Source organism: Spirosoma luteolum, assembly GCF_054778875.1.
The window spans coordinates 69226-84118 of record NZ_BAAGZE010000002.1; the positions used below are offsets into that span (position 1 = coordinate 69226).

Below are 14893 nucleotides of genomic sequence, written 5' to 3' on the forward strand. Positions count from 1 at the left end.
ATACCTTCCTTCTTACATTATCGCCAATCCGATGCAATGGACTGCGGTCCCACTTGCCTAAGGATGGTGGCAAAACATTTCGGACGATCGCTTTCGGCACAATCGTTGCGCGAAAAAGCGCAGATTGGAAAAGAAGGGGTGTCGCTACTGGGCATAGCCGAAGCAGCTGAAGCTATCGGATTTCACACAATGAGTGTGAAATTGACATATGAGAAACTTGCTTCTGAGGCCCCTCTACCTTGCGTTGTTCACTGGAATCAGAATCACTTCGTGGTTGTCTATTCCATTAAAGAGGTAGGTGGTTGGTTGAGACGCATCAAAGGAGGTCGCCACGTCTCTAATTCTGTTGAGTCGTCTGTACAGACCTTATCGTCTTCAGCTTCGTCTGAGCAATACGACGGGAGAATGATTAGACCGGTAGATAAAAACAATACATCGTCAACATCAGATCTCCATCAAGCTACGTCTCGCAATGATACAGTCTACGTGGCTGATCCTAGTGTAGGTCTACTAACCTACACCTCAAATGAGTTCTGCCAGCACTGGCTCTCTGCTGAGACTGATGGACGCCAAGAAGGCATAGCCTTACTACTTGAACCTACGCCCGCCTTCTACAAAGAAGAAGATGAACCTACACTTAGCTATGGTTTTGGCCGGGTACTGGGCTATCTCAGACAGTACAAGCGGCTCCTGACGCAGTTGGTCGTGGGGTTAGCTGTAGGGAGTGGACTTCAACTCTTGTTCCCTTTCCTGACCCAATCAGTGGTCGATGTGGGCGTAAACACACAGAACTTATCTTTCATCTATCTTGTGCTAGGGGCACAACTTATGCTCATGACCGGGCGACTGTCGATCGAGTTCATCCGCTCGTGGATTCTGTTGCACATCAGTACTCGCGTCAATCTCAGCATTCTTTCTGACTTCCTCATCAAGCTAATGCGCCTGCCCGTCTCGTTTTTTGACAGCAAGCAGTTCGGTGACATCATGCAGCGCATCGGCGACCACCACCGAATAGAGACCTTCCTTACCGGGCAAATGCTATCAGTACTATTTTCTCTGCTAAACTTGCTCATCTTCGGCAGCGTGCTAGCCTTTTACAACTTGCCCATCTTCGTCGTATTCATGCTTGCCAGCTTGCTTTATGTGGGCTGGGTAACACTATTCCTGCGGCAACGTCGTAAGCTCGACTATAAGCGGTTTAATGTCTCAGCTCGAAATCAGAGTAGTCTAGTCCAACTCATTCAAGGAATGCAAGAAATTAAGCTGGCTGGAGCTGAGCGATCCATGCGCTGGGCTTGGGAGCGGTTACAGGCTCGGCTGTTCCGGGTGCAGATGAGTGGACTAGTTCTGAGCCAGTACCAACAGGCAGGGGCATTCAGCATTAACGAGGGCAAAAATATTTTCATCACATTTATGGCTGCGCAGGCAGTCATCAACGGGCAGCTTTCGCTGGGTGCCATGCTGGCTATGCAGCAAATTGTGGGGCAGCTTAATGGTCCCATTGAACAATTGATTGGTTTTGTACAGGGTTTACAGGATGCAAAAATCAGCCTTGAACGGTTAAACGAGGTCCACGTCCTCGTAGACGAAGAAGCCGCCGATCGGCGGTATGTTGATGAGTTACCCGCAGAAAGGGGCATTAATATTCAAAAGTTGACCTATACTTATACCGGTGCAGGCAACGAACCCGTGCTACGCGATATCGATCTACACATACCGGCGGGCAAGACTACCGCCATCGTGGGCATGAGTGGCAGCGGCAAAACTACTCTGCTTAAAATTCTGCTACGCTTCTATGAGCCGAGCGGGGGCGAGATTCGGGTAGGCGATACGGCCTTACGGAACACAAGCCATTCTTTCTGGCGGGGTCAGTGTGGCGTTGTGATGCAGGATGGCTTTATTTTCTCTGACAGCATTGCCCGCAACATCGCCATAGGTGTGGAGCGAATTGAGACTCAGCGGCTCGATCATGCCGTGCGAGTAGCCAACCTACGGGACTTTGTGGATACGTTGCCATCTGGACTGCACACCAAAATTGGAACCGAAGGCAACGGTATTAGTCAAGGCCAACGGCAACGTATCCTCATTGCAAGAGCTGTCTACAAAGACCCACAATATCTCTTTTTCGACGAAGCCACTAACGCACTCGACGCCACCAACGAAGCTACAATTATGGCAAACCTGAACGAGTTTTTTCGAGGCCGTACGGTAGTGGTTGTAGCACATCGGCTGAGTACTGTTCGCTACGCTGACCAGATTGTGGTGCTCGACCGAGGTAGCCTCATTGAACAGGGGACCCACTCGGAGCTAGTATCTCGGCAGGGTACATACTGGCGATTAATAAAAAATCAGTTAGAACTAGGCCTATGAATACCAATCCAACGTTTCAAGAATTGCGGGCCGAAGAAGTACAGGAAATGCTGAGCCGTCCCCCAGGCTGGCTTCTGCGATGGGGGACGTTTGTGGTGCTGTTGGTACTGCTAGGTCTACTAGCCTTGGCCTGGATTATTCACTACCCCGACTTGGTACACGGGTCGTTCCGACTAACTTCAACCAACGCACCTAAAGCCGTGATGACCCGTGTCGATGGAAAACTTATTCGGTTGCTAGTTCGCGACGGGCAGACCGTTAAGCAAGGTGAAATTCTGGCCTTCATAGAAAGCACTGCCCACCATGCAGAAGTACTGCAGTTATCGGCACAGTTGGAAAGGGCTTGGCAGTTGGCCAAGCGTGGAAATCTGGAGGGTATCGAACAATTCAATCTCTCGGGATATAGCCAGCTAGGCGAGTTGCAAATTGCCTATCAGAACTTCGAGCAGGCGCACATTCAACTTAGGGCCTATTTGGTCAACGGCTTCTCGAGCCGAAAGAAAGCTATGTTCCGGCAGGAGATCGCTGATTTACAGTTGTTGGCAGGTAACCTGCGGCAACAACAGGAGCTACAGGCCCGTGACATAACGCTGGCTGAGGACGAATATTCCATTCAGCAACTGCTGGCCGAGCAGAAAGTCATCGCACCGCTTGAATTGAAACGTGAAGAAGGTAGATTAATCGCCCGAAGACTACCCTACCAACAAACAGCTTCTTCGATTATTAGCAATCAAACCGCACAACGTGCTAAAGTCAAGGAGATTTTAGAGTTAGACCGGCAGGTAGATGAGGAACGAGACAAATTTTTGCAAGCTTTCAACACCCTGCAAAGTGCGGTCGATAGTTGGAAAATGAAGTATATGCTAACGGCACCGGTAACTGGGAAAGTGATCTTTTCAGGTATCGTGCAGGAGCAGCAAGCCGTTGGAATCAATCAAGAACTGTGCTATGTCGCCCCACCTAACACTGACTATTTTGGAGAGTTACACATACCGCAGAATAACGCTGGCAAAGTGCATGAAGGCCAGATGGTTATAATACGGTTTTTAGGTTATCCTTATCATGAATACGGTGCTGTAAGAGGCTACATTACAGCCATCTCGGCCCTACCCTATCGTGATAGTGTGTTTTTGGCAAAAGTGATTTTGCCTAACGGCTTACGCACTACGTACCAGAAAACCTTATCCCAAAAAACGGGCATGACCGCCACTGCCGATATTATTACCAACGATACCCGGCTGCTGGAAAAGCTATTCTATCAACTACGCCGAATACAGGGAGGACGCTAAAAATGATCCTGCTACATTTAAACATCAGTTTAGTCTTTGGTTGAAACGGGCATATTCACTCTGGGGTGCTTCCCACATTCGTTTGCAGTTCGATGCGGGGTATGAAATGGGGCGCTTTCCTTCCATTCGTACATTCCAACTCTGGTTCAATCAGATGGTCCAATAAATGGGCACAGTGAACTTGCATAACTTGCAAGAACATGTAGCCTGAAAACAAACCCCTGAAACGACGTAAATACGACGCGATTTTTAAAGCGGACGTGCTGGAAATGATTGCCAAAGGTCAGGGCGTGCCCTATGTAGCTCAGGCATTAGGCATCAGTGAAGAGCTCATCTATAAATGTAAACAGCGAGCCAAAGGGGAAGAAAAACACCAGTTTTCGGGGCATACTTCCGACGTACTGATTGAAAACCAGCAACTGCTACAAAGAGTCAATCAACTGGAAATGGAGCGCGAGATCTTAATGAAAGCTTTAAGCATTGTCCGCTAACAGATCTAAGGCAACGCTATGAACTGGTCAAAAACCTGGCTGACGAATTTAAGGTAGAGATTCTATGCTTGGTGTTGAAAGTTAGTCTTACAGCTTATTATCGGTACTTGCGGGGCGATAGCTATCAACGAGCACCCAAACAGGTTGAGCATTAAAACCCAGTCGAGCAGGTCTTTGGTAAGCACAAACGACGCTATGGCAGTCGGCGCATTACGGCTGAGTTACAAGAAAAGGGGCATATGCTTGGCCGTCATCAGGTAAGAATGCTGATGAAAGCAGATGGTTTACAGACCATTCAGCCCAAGTCATTTGTGCCCCGAACAACGTATAGCACGCATCGTAGAGGTTATTAGCCAAAGTCATTACTAGACCAGCCGTTGCCCAAAGCTCCCGATTTGGTTTGGGTCAGCGAAATTACATATCTACCGATGACCAACGGTGATTGGGCCTATTTAGCGACTAGAATGGATTTATTCTCCTGCAAAGTAGTGGGCTGGCAAGTGGAGGAAACTATGGGCGATGAAGGGGGTTCTTCTTCCAACGGGACATTTCTACACGCAAAGCAACTAACACCTTAGTTATTCTTTGTCAAGACAACGTAAGGGACGCAGATTACCACTGTCAAACTCAGAGCTACTATCGAAGCTGTATTTTCCCAACCGATTGATGTGTTCAAAACGACAAGGTGACAGATGCTCAAAGTGAGTCTCGTCAATCACCTGTCCTTCCGATGCCAGTTACCGCAGCACTTCCCCCATATACACCGTGTTCCATAACACCACGCGATTGTTCAGGCAAGCTACTGATTTGGGCACTTCATGGGAAGCGATTCAGTCTGTTCATGACATCGGATTCGACGGCTATCTGATTATTGATACGGGCAGCAAAGTCATTCGGTTAGCGGCACAGGTCAAACGACGGGCAATGGTGCATCAACTGAATGAACTGAGTCGGCCAGGTAAGTCGCAACCCGACACGTTGCTGCTGGCCGAACATATTCCCGACACGCTCAAACAAACACTGCGGCAGACACACCAAAACTATCTGGATGGAGCGGGCAACTGCTACATCCATGTCGCCGGTATGCTGCTGATCGTGCAGGGCCGCAAACTGACGCAAACACCGGCAGTGGTAAAGCAGCCCTTCGGCAAAAGTGGTCTGCGGGTGCTGTTCACCCTGCTTATTCAAACCGATGCGCTCAACCTCAACATTCGGGATCTGGCTCTGCAAACGGGCGTTTCGGTCGGTACGGCGCAACAGATCATCGACTACCTTAAAAAGTCGGGCTATGTAGCAGCAATCGACGATAAACGAAAGAAGCTGACCAACATCGGCAAGCTGCGGGAACAGTGGGTTAGCCGGTTCACAACAACCCTCAAACCGAGCCTGACCCTCGGACGCTTCCGTCTGCCTAAAAACCTTTCCCCTGCCGACTGGCGGCAACTGACTTTACTGCCTGGTACATATTGGAGCGGGGAGCCTGCTGCGGATGCGCTTACGGGTAATCTGCGCCCGGCAACGTTGACGCTTTATACCGATCAGGACCGGACGGATTTGCTCAAGACGTATAAGCTGCTGCCCGATCCCAACGGTCCGGTTGAGATCAACGAGGTATTTTGGAAGGAAATTATTGCCGGTAGTGACGTAACCACCGTACCGCCGTTACTCCTCTATGCCGACCTGTTGGCCATTGACGATCCCCGCACGACGGACACTGCCCGTCTTATTTATCAGGTCTGCATAACCAATGCATAAAATTACTACTGGACAACTTCGGCAGGGAAACCTCGGCGAACTGTTTGCCGTGCTGGAAGCCGAACTGGTCGCACAGGGCCTGGCTCATACGTGGGCACCTTGCGGGCCAACGCCCGTGTTAATTGAGCAGGCTGGACGTGCTCATCTGAGTTTGATTGCAGCGGTTGCTCCCAACGGTAGGTTATATATAGTAGGCCAGGACCAGCCTTTTTGTAGCGAAGATATCGTCTGGTTTTTAGGGAAGCTCTGTCACCGGTATCGTAAGCGGGACTTATTAGTTGTTTGGGATGGGGCAGCTATTCATCGAAGTCAGGTGGTTAAGGCGCAGTTGAGCAGTAAACTACGTCGATTGCATTTAGAACGATTACCCGCCTATAATCCTGAAATAAATCCGGTGGAACTACTGTGGAGCGATCTAAAACAGAGCTTGAAAAATCAGGCGTTTACTACACTAGAGCAACTTCAAGCGGCCGTACTTAATCAGATAGAGCGTTTACATAGCGATCCTAAACTGATTACTTAATTTTTTCGCAAGCAGGAGATTGCGTTCTTTACAGATTAATTCACGGATCAATAATTAAATCATATAAAATAGTTTAGTATAACTATTCTAACTTAGTAATTCTTAAGGACAGATGGATGGCATCATAATTTTGTATTTTTACAATATTTGGAAATATCTAGTTGCTTACGGGTTGGTTTAATGCTTTTTTGATAGTTTATTCGCGAGCATATCGCCGTAACGGTTTAAGCAGTACAACAATTCAACTCTTTAACTTTCCATTAAATTACAAAAATAGACATAAGGGAAATTTTGTTGTATCAACTGTATACATCCGGAAACCTGTCAATCTATGCAAAGCTGTATAGTCGATCATCAACTGACGCGGCTGATGGATTTCACAAAGCAGAACTAAAACAAATGTCAGAGAGACATAATCTTTACCGACTCTATCATTTGATCAAAAAGTGAATGTCAAATAAATGGTATAAGAGACAATCGAAAGCCAGATAGATACCTTGTGTCAAAAAAACTTTTTAAGTTACTATACAAAATAAACACAGCTGTTACCCTTCATGTTTCTTCGTTTTATACAGAATAGGTATAGCTTCAAGAAAGATAAGTCAACAGTTGAGCGCACATTTACCATGTCTTCTCAAATAAAAATTTTCTAGCTTACATTAATTTTCTTTCACATAAACCAATTTTCAACGATGTCTATTAACAAGTTGTTCGCTAATTTTGAAGGTCTCACTCTATCCAAAGATCAGATGCGTGAAGTAAAGGGAGGGGGCAACTGGTCGGGTACATGCACTTGTGGCAATGGAACTCAATACAATGTCATAAATACAGATGAAAGTGATCGCCAGTTCTTTGGAGATTATTATTGCGGTCAAGGTGGTAGTTACAACTGTGTGAGAGATACTAATCAGCCATAAGTGCAGAAAACTTAGGCTTGCATCGTATGAATGCACATTACAATTCTGTAATCGATTTGTAATTAACCGAAAATATACAAAATTTGTGGGACTGGATAATGTATACATTATCCAGTCCCACAAATTTTGTATATTTAGAAAAATTAGAAAATGAAAAATTACATATCAATAGTAACCTTTTTAACGGTTGTTCTAGTATGTTTGAACAGTAATAAAGTGCTGAGTCAAACACGGTCAATAATTGGTGTAATTCAACACAATGTCAATATAAAGAAAGTACAAATATCAAAATATAACAATCCATATTCATTAGAAAGAATTGCTACTGTTGATATTATTGATAGTACCTTCTATTTTTCTAAATACTTGCGTGAAGCCGATCTGTATATTGTGACCAATTTAGAAAATAATACATTTTTTAAATTCATTTGGGATGGCAATATTTCTCTAAAGTTGGGTGGTAACGACTTTTCAAGATCTGTAGTAGAAAACTCACCTATGTCAGATGAATACAATCGGTATTCAGAAGAATTGTATACAAAGTATATGACCCCAATAAAAAATATTGAAGGTAAGATTGAAAAACTCAAGACGCAGAACTTTGTTGGCAAACAAACAATCATGGATAGTCTTAAAACTGTTCATGCCAAATTATATGAAGAAGGAATAGAAGGATATAAAACGTTTAGAAGAGAATACGTAGAGACACACAGGTCATCTCTTATCAGTTTATTTCTTATCACACAAGGAGGTGGCGAAAAGCCGAGTGAAGAATTCGTACAATTATACAATTTACTTAGTACTGATCTAAAAAAGCACAATCGTGCCAATATATATAAATAAATTGTCTAGTTGATCAGCGCCCATTAGCTGCTTTTCGTAGTTGATAGAAAAGTTCTTCGATTAGCCTCGTATTGTCTATAACTATGTCAGCTGAATCAGTCATACCCGTTTTGTAAGCTAATGTCTTTCTATATGTTGTCTTATTGACCTGTGAGTAGGTTTATAAAGATGCTGCCTTGTTAGCACACGGCAACTCACTCACCGGCTGATTAAGAACTGCTACGACGGTGCTGTGCCGCCCTCAAAGATCAGAACTGGTCACCAGGTTAAGATTGCTCAAGCCCTAGGGCTGACCGAAGGCTGGGAGAGCCAGACCCTCAAAAAATATCGCCAAGACGGTCTGCAAGCCCTGACCTGGAAAAAACCAGGAGCAGTTAGGCCAACTGGTAATCGAGCTGAACAAAGGCGCGCTAGTCCACGGCTTCGAGGGGCAGATATGGACCCGTCAGCGAGTAAATGCTGTGATCATCAAACTGTTTGGCGCTAGTTATGACCTATCTCAGGTAGGCCGACTACTCAAAGGGGTGGGCTGAAGCCGCCAGAAACCAGCTCGGCAAGCCCGCCAACGGAACCCACAAGCTGTGGCCAACTGGTAAGCTGAGCGACTACCCGTGCTCAAAAAAATCGCAAACTGAGGCTCGCAAAATCCTCTATATGGATGAATCAGCGTGCCATTTGTTGCCTTTTGTGGCGCGTGGCTGGGCACCCCGTGGTCAAACACCGTTACTGCTGGAACAGGCTGGCCGCGTCTATCTGAGCCAGATGACGGCTATTTCGCCAACGGGCCGTTTGTATCTAGCGGGGCAAGACCAGCCGTTCACTAGTGAGGATATCTGCGGATTTTTGAGCAGACTGTGCTGTCAGTATCGTAGTCAAGATATGCTGGTCATTTGGCAGGGCCGCCTGTGCGGACGGGGCGGCTATCCACCCCTCACAAACCGTCCCTCACAAACCGTTCGGAACTAGCTTCATACTCGACCGGGGCGCGTTCATCTGGAACGTTTACCAGTCTATAGTCCAGCACTTAATCCGCCGGGCCGCCGGTGCGGTGGAGTTAGTCTGGAGCCAGCTGAAGCGGTCGCTCGAGAATCGGCAGGGTTGCCTGCGCTGTCTTTACCAATCTGGAATCGCTACAGACAGCTATGATAAACGAAGTTGATTTTTTGCAGGCAGACCGAAAGCGAATTCGATGATTCTTCCGCAAGAAAGAAGTTGCCTTCTTCACTGACTAATTCACGAAGCTACAATTGGCTCCAAGTCCTCATTTACAGCATATGACCACACCACAATTTCCAATAGTATCATGAATTAGGATTCTTTCTTCTTTTATATAGCTCTATAATTTTTTTTCTTTTATATGTTACGAATATGAAAGCTGTATTGTCATTTTTCTTAACTAATAGTCTATTAGGAATTAAAAATAAATAGTTGCGACGTTTAATTAGCTTTATGCTATCAAAGGGTAAGACAATATCTTTTATCAAATTATTATTACAAGGAAAAATAGTAGAGAATTTATTGTCATTTTCTCGGCAAGGACTTGGAAGAAATGTTATATTATCCTTGAAAAGTTTAATGCTTCCTCCAACCCCAGTCTCAAAAAGAAACGGAATTGGAGTCATTTTAATGACAACCCCTGACTTAATTTCTTGAATTAGATTGTTTCCAGACTGAGCTGACAGAGAGTTTATCAGAAGCAAACTGGTAACAAGGGTTATTAATATAGTCTTCATAGGAGATTATGTTTTATAATTTTAAGCCAATACTATACCGGTATAGTATTGGCTTAAAATTACTTGGTTAGCATTGTGCAAAAACCATATCTAATTGCTTGCCATAGACGTCTTGACCATAATCGACAATGTCTAAGCAATGGTCTGTGATCGTGTAGGCAACACCAATAACTGCACCTACAGACGCACCAAAAGCAGCAGCGGTGGTTATTATAGCTGCTGCTACTATTCCTTCAGCAAGTATTGCTGCTGCTGCAACAACTACTACTGCAGCAACAGAAATTATTACCGCTGCAACCACAATGGTTACAAATATGTTTACCACGTTACAGAAAAAACAACCCTTACGACCACCTGAATTTGTGCCTGATATCAATTGCTTGACATTATCCAAGTTGTCGCGAGTAGCAATGGTAACTGCAAAAAGTTTAGTCTTTTCATCTAAAGATATTGAACTGTCGTTGACTATACTACTTTCAAAAGAAGATACTAACCTATCAACTTCATTTTTTACACTAATCGGATCAGTGATATTATTTTGATTCAGACGAGCCTTAACAGCAGTTAGTTCATTTCCAAGCTGAATAATCTTGCCTCTGACCTTGCTAGTAAGTCCTGATGAGTTAATCTCCGCTTTAACATTTTCTAAGTTCAGCCCACTTACTTCTGATGCTGCTACCCTTGCGTTAACGGCAGATTTGTAAGTGAAAAGATTGTTAAACCTATCATTATTTATGATACTTTTAGTAGTATTTCTAATTATATCGTTTTCATGATCAGTAGTAAACTTGAAAAAATTTTCTTTAACTTCTTTGTAATTGTAATTGCTCAGCTTGATAGAACTATACAATGTCTTGGATACCTCTAATGCATATTGGTTCTTATCAAGAATTGATTGTGGCATCACGTCATGCTGTCCTATTCTATTACAGGATACCGCAGCTAAAAGCAACATGAAAGAGATAACTCTCAAAGTAGTTGTTACAGGATTTTTAATCATTGTAGTGTTAACTTTCATAATGATAAGAAGATTGGCTGTGAGACGTAAATATATACGATTTATAACTAATACTAATATGGTACGCCCCAAATTTAGGGCCAGTCGCTAAGTTGGATAAAGGGTTAACTTTAGACCCGTATAAAGAGCAAAACCAAACGCAAATTCACTGCCTATTTCAAACTCAAAGTCGTGCTTGAAGTCCTCAAAGAGAAGGACACACTGACCACCATCATCAAGCGGTATTGTCCTGCTCCCCTAAGGGGTAACCATTGAGTACTGGAATCAAACAACTGACCGATAAATACTCTCAGGCGTTTGGTAGTTTAAGGACGAATGAGTCCGCTCGAAGTTATACTGCTGCCACCATTCATCCAAAGCCGTTTGCACCTGCTGAATGCTTACAAAGACTTGTAAGTTTAGACATTCTCGCCGGATCGTACCGTTCAAACGCTCCATTAACTCGTTTTGCATAGGCTTGCCCGGTTGGGTGTGCCGAAGCTCGATACCATGTTTGTCAGCAAATCGACTCATAGCTGCACTGATTAGCTCAGGCCCGTTGTCACAACGAATGTACTGGGGCTTGCCTTGCGCCTGCACCATTTGCTCCAGATAGGACACTAACTTTTTGGCTTTGAAGGCGGGTTGAGCCACGGCTAATAGACATTTGCGGCTGTACTCATCTAATACATTCAAAATGCGAACCTTCTTCTCCGCTACGACTTCATCAATCAGAAAATCCAGTGACCAGCCCTGGTTGACTTGACTAGCCGCCAGCGTATTCGGATTGTCTCGCTTGATGCGTTTGCGCTTGATGGGGCTGCGCAGATTCAACTCCAGGGCTTTGTATATGCGGTAGACTCGTTTGTGATTCCAGCTATAGCCCGACAGTTTGATTCGGCCAAAGAGTAGGCGAAAGCCCCAGTTTAAATGCTTTTGAGACAGTACGGTAAGGACATCTCTGATCGTTTTATCTTCGTTAATTCGCTTTGGTTTGGCATACAGAGTTGCTCGCCGTCGCCCTACCACCTGACAAACTCGCCGAAGCGAGACCTGCCGCTGGGCACGGATGGTTTTCACCCATCCTACCCATTCTATGGTAGTAAAGCCTACCTGTTTTTTAGGAGTTGGTAAGCATCATTGAGAATATCGTAATCCAGACTCTTGTCAGCCTGTAATTTCTTGAGTCGGGCATTTTCGGCTTCTAATGCTTTACTTTTTCGCAGTTCCTCGGTGTCCATGCCGCCATACCGATTTCGCCAATTGTAAAAAGTGGCCGAGGAGATGTTAAACTGTCGACAGATGTCTTCGATAGATTGTCCCTGGCCCGCCAAGGCCAGGATTTGGACGATTTTTGCTTCGCTGAATTGACTCTTTTTCATGGTAATCCATTGATAAGGTGAAGAAATAGATTTTTTCACCTTATCAATGGTTACTCCTTAGGGGGGCAGGACAGAGGAACTTCGGCGAATAATTGGTGCTGACGAAAAATCGTACAAAAACTACTCGGCTTTCTGAACGCGTGTAATCGATTTGTCGCTGAGGCAAATCAATGAGCACATTAATCTATTGGTGACTTACAAGCCGGTTATGCAGGGGCGGGGCGTTATTGGAGTAGAATTCAGCATTCAGAAAAAAACCCCGCCCGAAGAACTGGAGCAGGAAACAAAGAAGGCAGAGATCAAACAGCGTTTGGATGAACTGATGTAACAGGATATCGCTGATCTCATTTCACATGCGGCCAACACATTACAGAAATACTACGGGACGTTCACAAGCCAACAGAAAAAAACCATCTTGACCAGCAGTTAACACCTAAAAGCATTTATCCGGGCCGACCTCTACGTCGATTATGGATATGCAGATAAAGACCCTGAAGCCTACGTAGCCCAAAGTGTATTCAATTACAAAAGGGGGAAATCGACTATATGATGGTGACGACCAACGATATTCTGGCTAATGGTCAACAGAGAAGAAGAATAGAAGGGGAAAAAGGCACTACTTTCGGTTTTACTATTATATCCGATAAGTGAGCTTTATCGGACGCAAATGCTATGTGCGTACATTGCCTTCCGGGACTTCAACATTAACCAGTCATTCTGAAATTTCGCGTGAAGGCAGCCTAAGCGGTCTTTATTGATCTGGAATCGCTTCAAATTGCGGTGATGAACGAGGCTGTTTTTCTGCAAGCGGATCGAAAACGGATCCGTTGCTGCTTTTAAAAGAAAGAGGTCAGTTTCTTCACAGACTAATTCACGAGACTGTAAAGTACTCAGCAGCCTGATCGAGCAGTTGGCTTGGCGGCACAAGCACTGGGGTGTTTTGAAGATTTATCGCCAGTTGCGCAAGCAGGGCGAGCTGGTTAACCACAAGCGGGTCAGGCGGTTGTATAGAAGTTTAGGCTTATGCTTACGACGAAAGACGAAGAAACGCCTGCCCGATGCTGTGCGTCAGCCGCTGGCTAAGGTAACGGCCTGTAATCAGTGATGGTCGCTAGATTTCACGTCGGATAACTTAACCGGTGGGCGTAAGTTTCGTACGCTGAATGTGGTAGACGACTACAATCGGGAGGCCTTGGGCATTGAGATCGGTTACTCTTTACCTGCCCGCCGAGTCACTAGCCTATTAGATCAATTGGTGGAACGTTACAGCAAACCCGAGCGGCTACGGAGTGATAATGGACCGGAGTTTATTAGCCAGGCCATGCAAGATTGGTGTAACCATCAGTGCATCGAGTTATGCTGGATCGAACCGGGCAAGCCCACTCAAAACGCGTATAGTGAGCGCTTCAATAGGACTTTCCGCAGGGAAGTATTGGACGCTCACATATTTACAAGTATCCGACAAGCACGCCAAACGGTGGATGCGTGGCTGGTGGAGTACAACACGGAGCGGCCTCATCAGGCCTTGCAGTTTATGACACCGGTTGAGTACCGACAAGTGGCTTAAATTCCAGTCAAAACTGGCTCACCAAACGGGGTAAGGACAGGAGTACCCTAGTAGTGAGGGTTTGTTGGTTGACGAAAACGCTTTTGAGGCAGAAGTCATCAAATTTAAATAAGTACGGCGGTTAAGTCAAAATAGGCACTCTTCACACAAAAAAGGCCCCCTGGCAGCTGCCAGGGGGCCTTTTTTGTGTGAAGACTATGTGTTTGCTGTCCAGAAATTCAGTTTCACTGTTTGTGCCGAATACATTTTGCTTCGCGGCCACATGTTAGCAATCGTACTAGGCAGCTGGAGAGCTTGCTTTGTCTCCATTACCTATCTAGCGTAATTCTTAGCCACCAATTTTATCGTATAATAGATGCCCGAATTACGTGTATTACCGCCAAAACGAATCCCAACTCCGTCAAGCATTCCATTACCCTCAACGTTACCGGCATTACCGGCGAAGAAAATACGTCTGTTGAGTTCACGGCTACCAGTAATCACTTCGTCATAAGTCGTTCTCTTAGAGCTGTAGCCAAAATTATCAAGTGTGTACGATGTATCATGCATAAAAGGATCTGTTGGCGGAGAAGTGGGATCCGTAGGAACTGTTGTCCCACCAGGGTTGCCACTGCTTGTATTTTTCCGGTAGATTGTGAAGCTGCCACTAAATGTTCTTTCCTTACTTAGTCCAGAATTAATGGTTTCGATGCCCATGTGCTGGTCGCGTTCTACTGCATTCCAATCCTCGTCCCACACCGCATTGGGCCGGCGCCAAACGCCCTTCCGGCCGGCCCACCGGTCTATCGTTAATTTAATGGAAGTGGTTTGCCCCTTTGTTAAATACTTGGCGTCGCCCAGGTGAAAATTGATTTCATTCTCTCCGCCCCCAAATATGTCGCGGAAGTTGCTGCCCGTTGTACGAATGTTCTCGATACGAATCTCGTTAACATCTGCCGTCCCGTTGGCGGGCCCCGGAACAAAACCTGGACCTAGATCCGAGGAACCCGTACTATAGTAGTAGCCAGGGTCGGTAGGGCTAAACGT

At 45.4% G+C, this 14893-nt stretch carries 16 protein-coding genes and 2 pseudogenes; 13 read left to right on the forward strand and 5 right to left on the reverse strand.

The genetic code is table 11. The features are described 5' to 3' along the window. Positions 1 to 36 precede the first annotated feature (36 nt). From ACYVAC_RS02755 to ACYVAC_RS02800, 10 genes and pseudogenes are all read left to right on the forward strand, one after another. Positions 37 to 2370 (forward strand): peptidase domain-containing ABC transporter, encoded by a 2334-nt coding sequence (locus ACYVAC_RS02755; RefSeq protein WP_461096047.1) that lies wholly within the window; start codon positions 37 to 39, stop codon positions 2368 to 2370. Next, positions 2367 to 3659, forward strand: coding sequence for an HlyD family efflux transporter periplasmic adaptor subunit (locus ACYVAC_RS02760; RefSeq protein ID WP_461096033.1), 1293 nt, complete (start codon positions 2367 to 2369; stop codon positions 3657 to 3659). Before ACYVAC_RS02755 ends, ACYVAC_RS02760 begins: the two co-directional genes overlap by 4 nt. A gap of 221 nt (positions 3660 to 3880) precedes the next feature. Next, entirely contained in the window at positions 3881 to 4150 is a 270-nt protein-coding gene (locus ACYVAC_RS02765) for a transposase (protein ID WP_461096048.1), read from the forward strand. A 173-nt stretch (positions 4151 to 4323) separates the two neighbouring features. After that, positions 4324 to 4503, forward strand: a pseudogene (locus ACYVAC_RS02770) (IS3 family transposase); the annotation flags it as partial. A 412-nt stretch (positions 4504 to 4915) separates the two neighbouring features. After that, the gene (locus ACYVAC_RS02775) at positions 4916 to 5905 is read left to right on the forward strand and encodes a type IV toxin-antitoxin system AbiEi family antitoxin (RefSeq protein WP_461096034.1); all 990 of its coding nucleotides are present in this window, start codon (positions 4916 to 4918) and stop codon (positions 5903 to 5905) included. Further along, positions 5898 to 6428 carry a transposase gene (locus tag ACYVAC_RS02780; RefSeq protein ID WP_461096035.1) on the forward strand — a complete coding sequence of 177 codons (531 nt, stop codon included), beginning with the start codon at positions 5898 to 5900 and terminating at the stop codon, positions 6426 to 6428. The genes ACYVAC_RS02775 and ACYVAC_RS02780 overlap by 8 nt, the downstream gene beginning before the upstream one ends. 692 nt (positions 6429 to 7120) lie before the next feature. Further along, complete coding sequence (locus ACYVAC_RS02785) at positions 7121 to 7345, forward strand: TIGR04149 family rSAM-modified RiPP (RefSeq protein WP_461096036.1); 225 nt, start codon at positions 7121 to 7123, stop codon at positions 7343 to 7345. Positions 7346 to 7495: 150 nt separating this feature from the next. Further along, positions 7496 to 8188, forward strand: a complete 693-nt coding sequence (locus ACYVAC_RS02790) for a hypothetical protein (RefSeq protein ID WP_461096037.1) — start codon at positions 7496 to 7498, stop codon at positions 8186 to 8188. 461 nt (positions 8189 to 8649) lie between these two features. After that, complete coding sequence (locus ACYVAC_RS02795; protein ID WP_461096049.1) at positions 8650 to 8721, forward strand: hypothetical protein; 72 nt, start codon at positions 8650 to 8652, stop codon at positions 8719 to 8721. A gap of 121 nt (positions 8722 to 8842) precedes the next feature. Then, positions 8843 to 9154 (forward strand): hypothetical protein, encoded by a 312-nt coding sequence (locus ACYVAC_RS02800; RefSeq protein WP_461096038.1) that lies wholly within the window; start codon positions 8843 to 8845, stop codon positions 9152 to 9154. A 335-nt stretch (positions 9155 to 9489) separates the two neighbouring features. On the opposite strand, the gene ACYVAC_RS02805 is transcribed toward ACYVAC_RS02800, so the two are convergent. The 4 genes from ACYVAC_RS02805 to ACYVAC_RS02820 all read right to left on the reverse strand — a co-directional run bounded on the left by ACYVAC_RS02805 (position 9490) and on the right by ACYVAC_RS02820 (position 12339). Next, entirely contained in the window at positions 9490 to 9921 is a 432-nt protein-coding gene (locus ACYVAC_RS02805) for a hypothetical protein (protein WP_461096039.1), read from the reverse strand. A 67-nt stretch (positions 9922 to 9988) separates the two neighbouring features. Next, the gene (locus ACYVAC_RS02810; protein WP_461096040.1) at positions 9989 to 10939 is read right to left on the reverse strand and encodes a hypothetical protein; all 951 of its coding nucleotides are present in this window, start codon (positions 10937 to 10939) and stop codon (positions 9989 to 9991) included. A gap of 264 nt (positions 10940 to 11203) precedes the next feature. Next, positions 11204 to 11998, reverse strand: coding sequence for an IS3 family transposase (locus tag ACYVAC_RS02815; RefSeq protein WP_461096041.1), 795 nt, complete (start codon positions 11996 to 11998; stop codon positions 11204 to 11206). A gap of 29 nt (positions 11999 to 12027) precedes the next feature. Beyond that, positions 12028 to 12339, reverse strand: a complete 312-nt coding sequence (locus ACYVAC_RS02820) for a transposase (RefSeq protein WP_461096042.1) — start codon at positions 12337 to 12339, stop codon at positions 12028 to 12030. Between the two features lie 112 nt (positions 12340 to 12451). Between ACYVAC_RS02820 and ACYVAC_RS02825 the strand changes: the two genes are divergently transcribed. The 3 genes and pseudogenes from ACYVAC_RS02825 to ACYVAC_RS02835 form a co-directional block, all read left to right on the forward strand. Continuing rightward, positions 12452 to 12628 (forward strand): hypothetical protein, encoded by a 177-nt coding sequence (locus tag ACYVAC_RS02825; RefSeq protein WP_461096043.1) that lies wholly within the window; start codon positions 12452 to 12454, stop codon positions 12626 to 12628. A gap of 573 nt (positions 12629 to 13201) precedes the next feature. Continuing rightward, positions 13202 to 13405 carry an IS3 family transposase gene (locus ACYVAC_RS02830; RefSeq protein ID WP_461096050.1) on the forward strand — a complete coding sequence of 68 codons (204 nt, stop codon included), beginning with the start codon at positions 13202 to 13204 and terminating at the stop codon, positions 13403 to 13405. A 12-nt stretch (positions 13406 to 13417) separates the two neighbouring features. Continuing rightward, positions 13418 to 13867: pseudogene (locus tag ACYVAC_RS02835) on the forward strand (integrase core domain-containing protein); the annotation flags it as partial. A gap of 312 nt (positions 13868 to 14179) precedes the next feature. Here the strand turns inward: ACYVAC_RS02835 and ACYVAC_RS02840 are convergent. Next, positions 14180 to 14893, reverse strand: a 714-nt coding sequence (locus ACYVAC_RS02840) for a hypothetical protein (protein WP_461096044.1), incomplete at its 5' end; no start/stop codon positions are given.

Excerpts from the sequence above, each read along its gene's own strand:
- ACYVAC_RS02755 (WP_461096047.1), top strand. The coding sequence starts at position 37 with ATGGACTGCGGTCCCACTTGCCTAAGGATGGTGGCAAAACATTTCGGA.
- ACYVAC_RS02760 (WP_461096033.1), top strand. The coding sequence starts at position 2,367 with ATGAATACCAATCCAACGTTTCAAGAATTGCGGGCCGAAGAAGTACAG.
- ACYVAC_RS02780 (WP_461096035.1), top strand. The coding sequence starts at position 5,898 with ATGCATAAAATTACTACTGGACAACTTCGGCAGGGAAACCTCGGCGAA.
- ACYVAC_RS02785 (WP_461096036.1), top strand. The coding sequence starts at position 7,121 with ATGTCTATTAACAAGTTGTTCGCTAATTTTGAAGGTCTCACTCTATCC.
- ACYVAC_RS02790 (WP_461096037.1), top strand. The coding sequence starts at position 7,496 with ATGAAAAATTACATATCAATAGTAACCTTTTTAACGGTTGTTCTAGTA.
- ACYVAC_RS02800 (WP_461096038.1), top strand. The coding sequence starts at position 8,843 with ATGGATGAATCAGCGTGCCATTTGTTGCCTTTTGTGGCGCGTGGCTGG.
- ACYVAC_RS02805 (WP_461096039.1), bottom strand. The coding sequence starts at position 9,921 with ATGAAGACTATATTAATAACCCTTGTTACCAGTTTGCTTCTGATAAAC.
- ACYVAC_RS02810 (WP_461096040.1), bottom strand. The coding sequence starts at position 10,939 with ATGAAAGTTAACACTACAATGATTAAAAATCCTGTAACAACTACTTTG.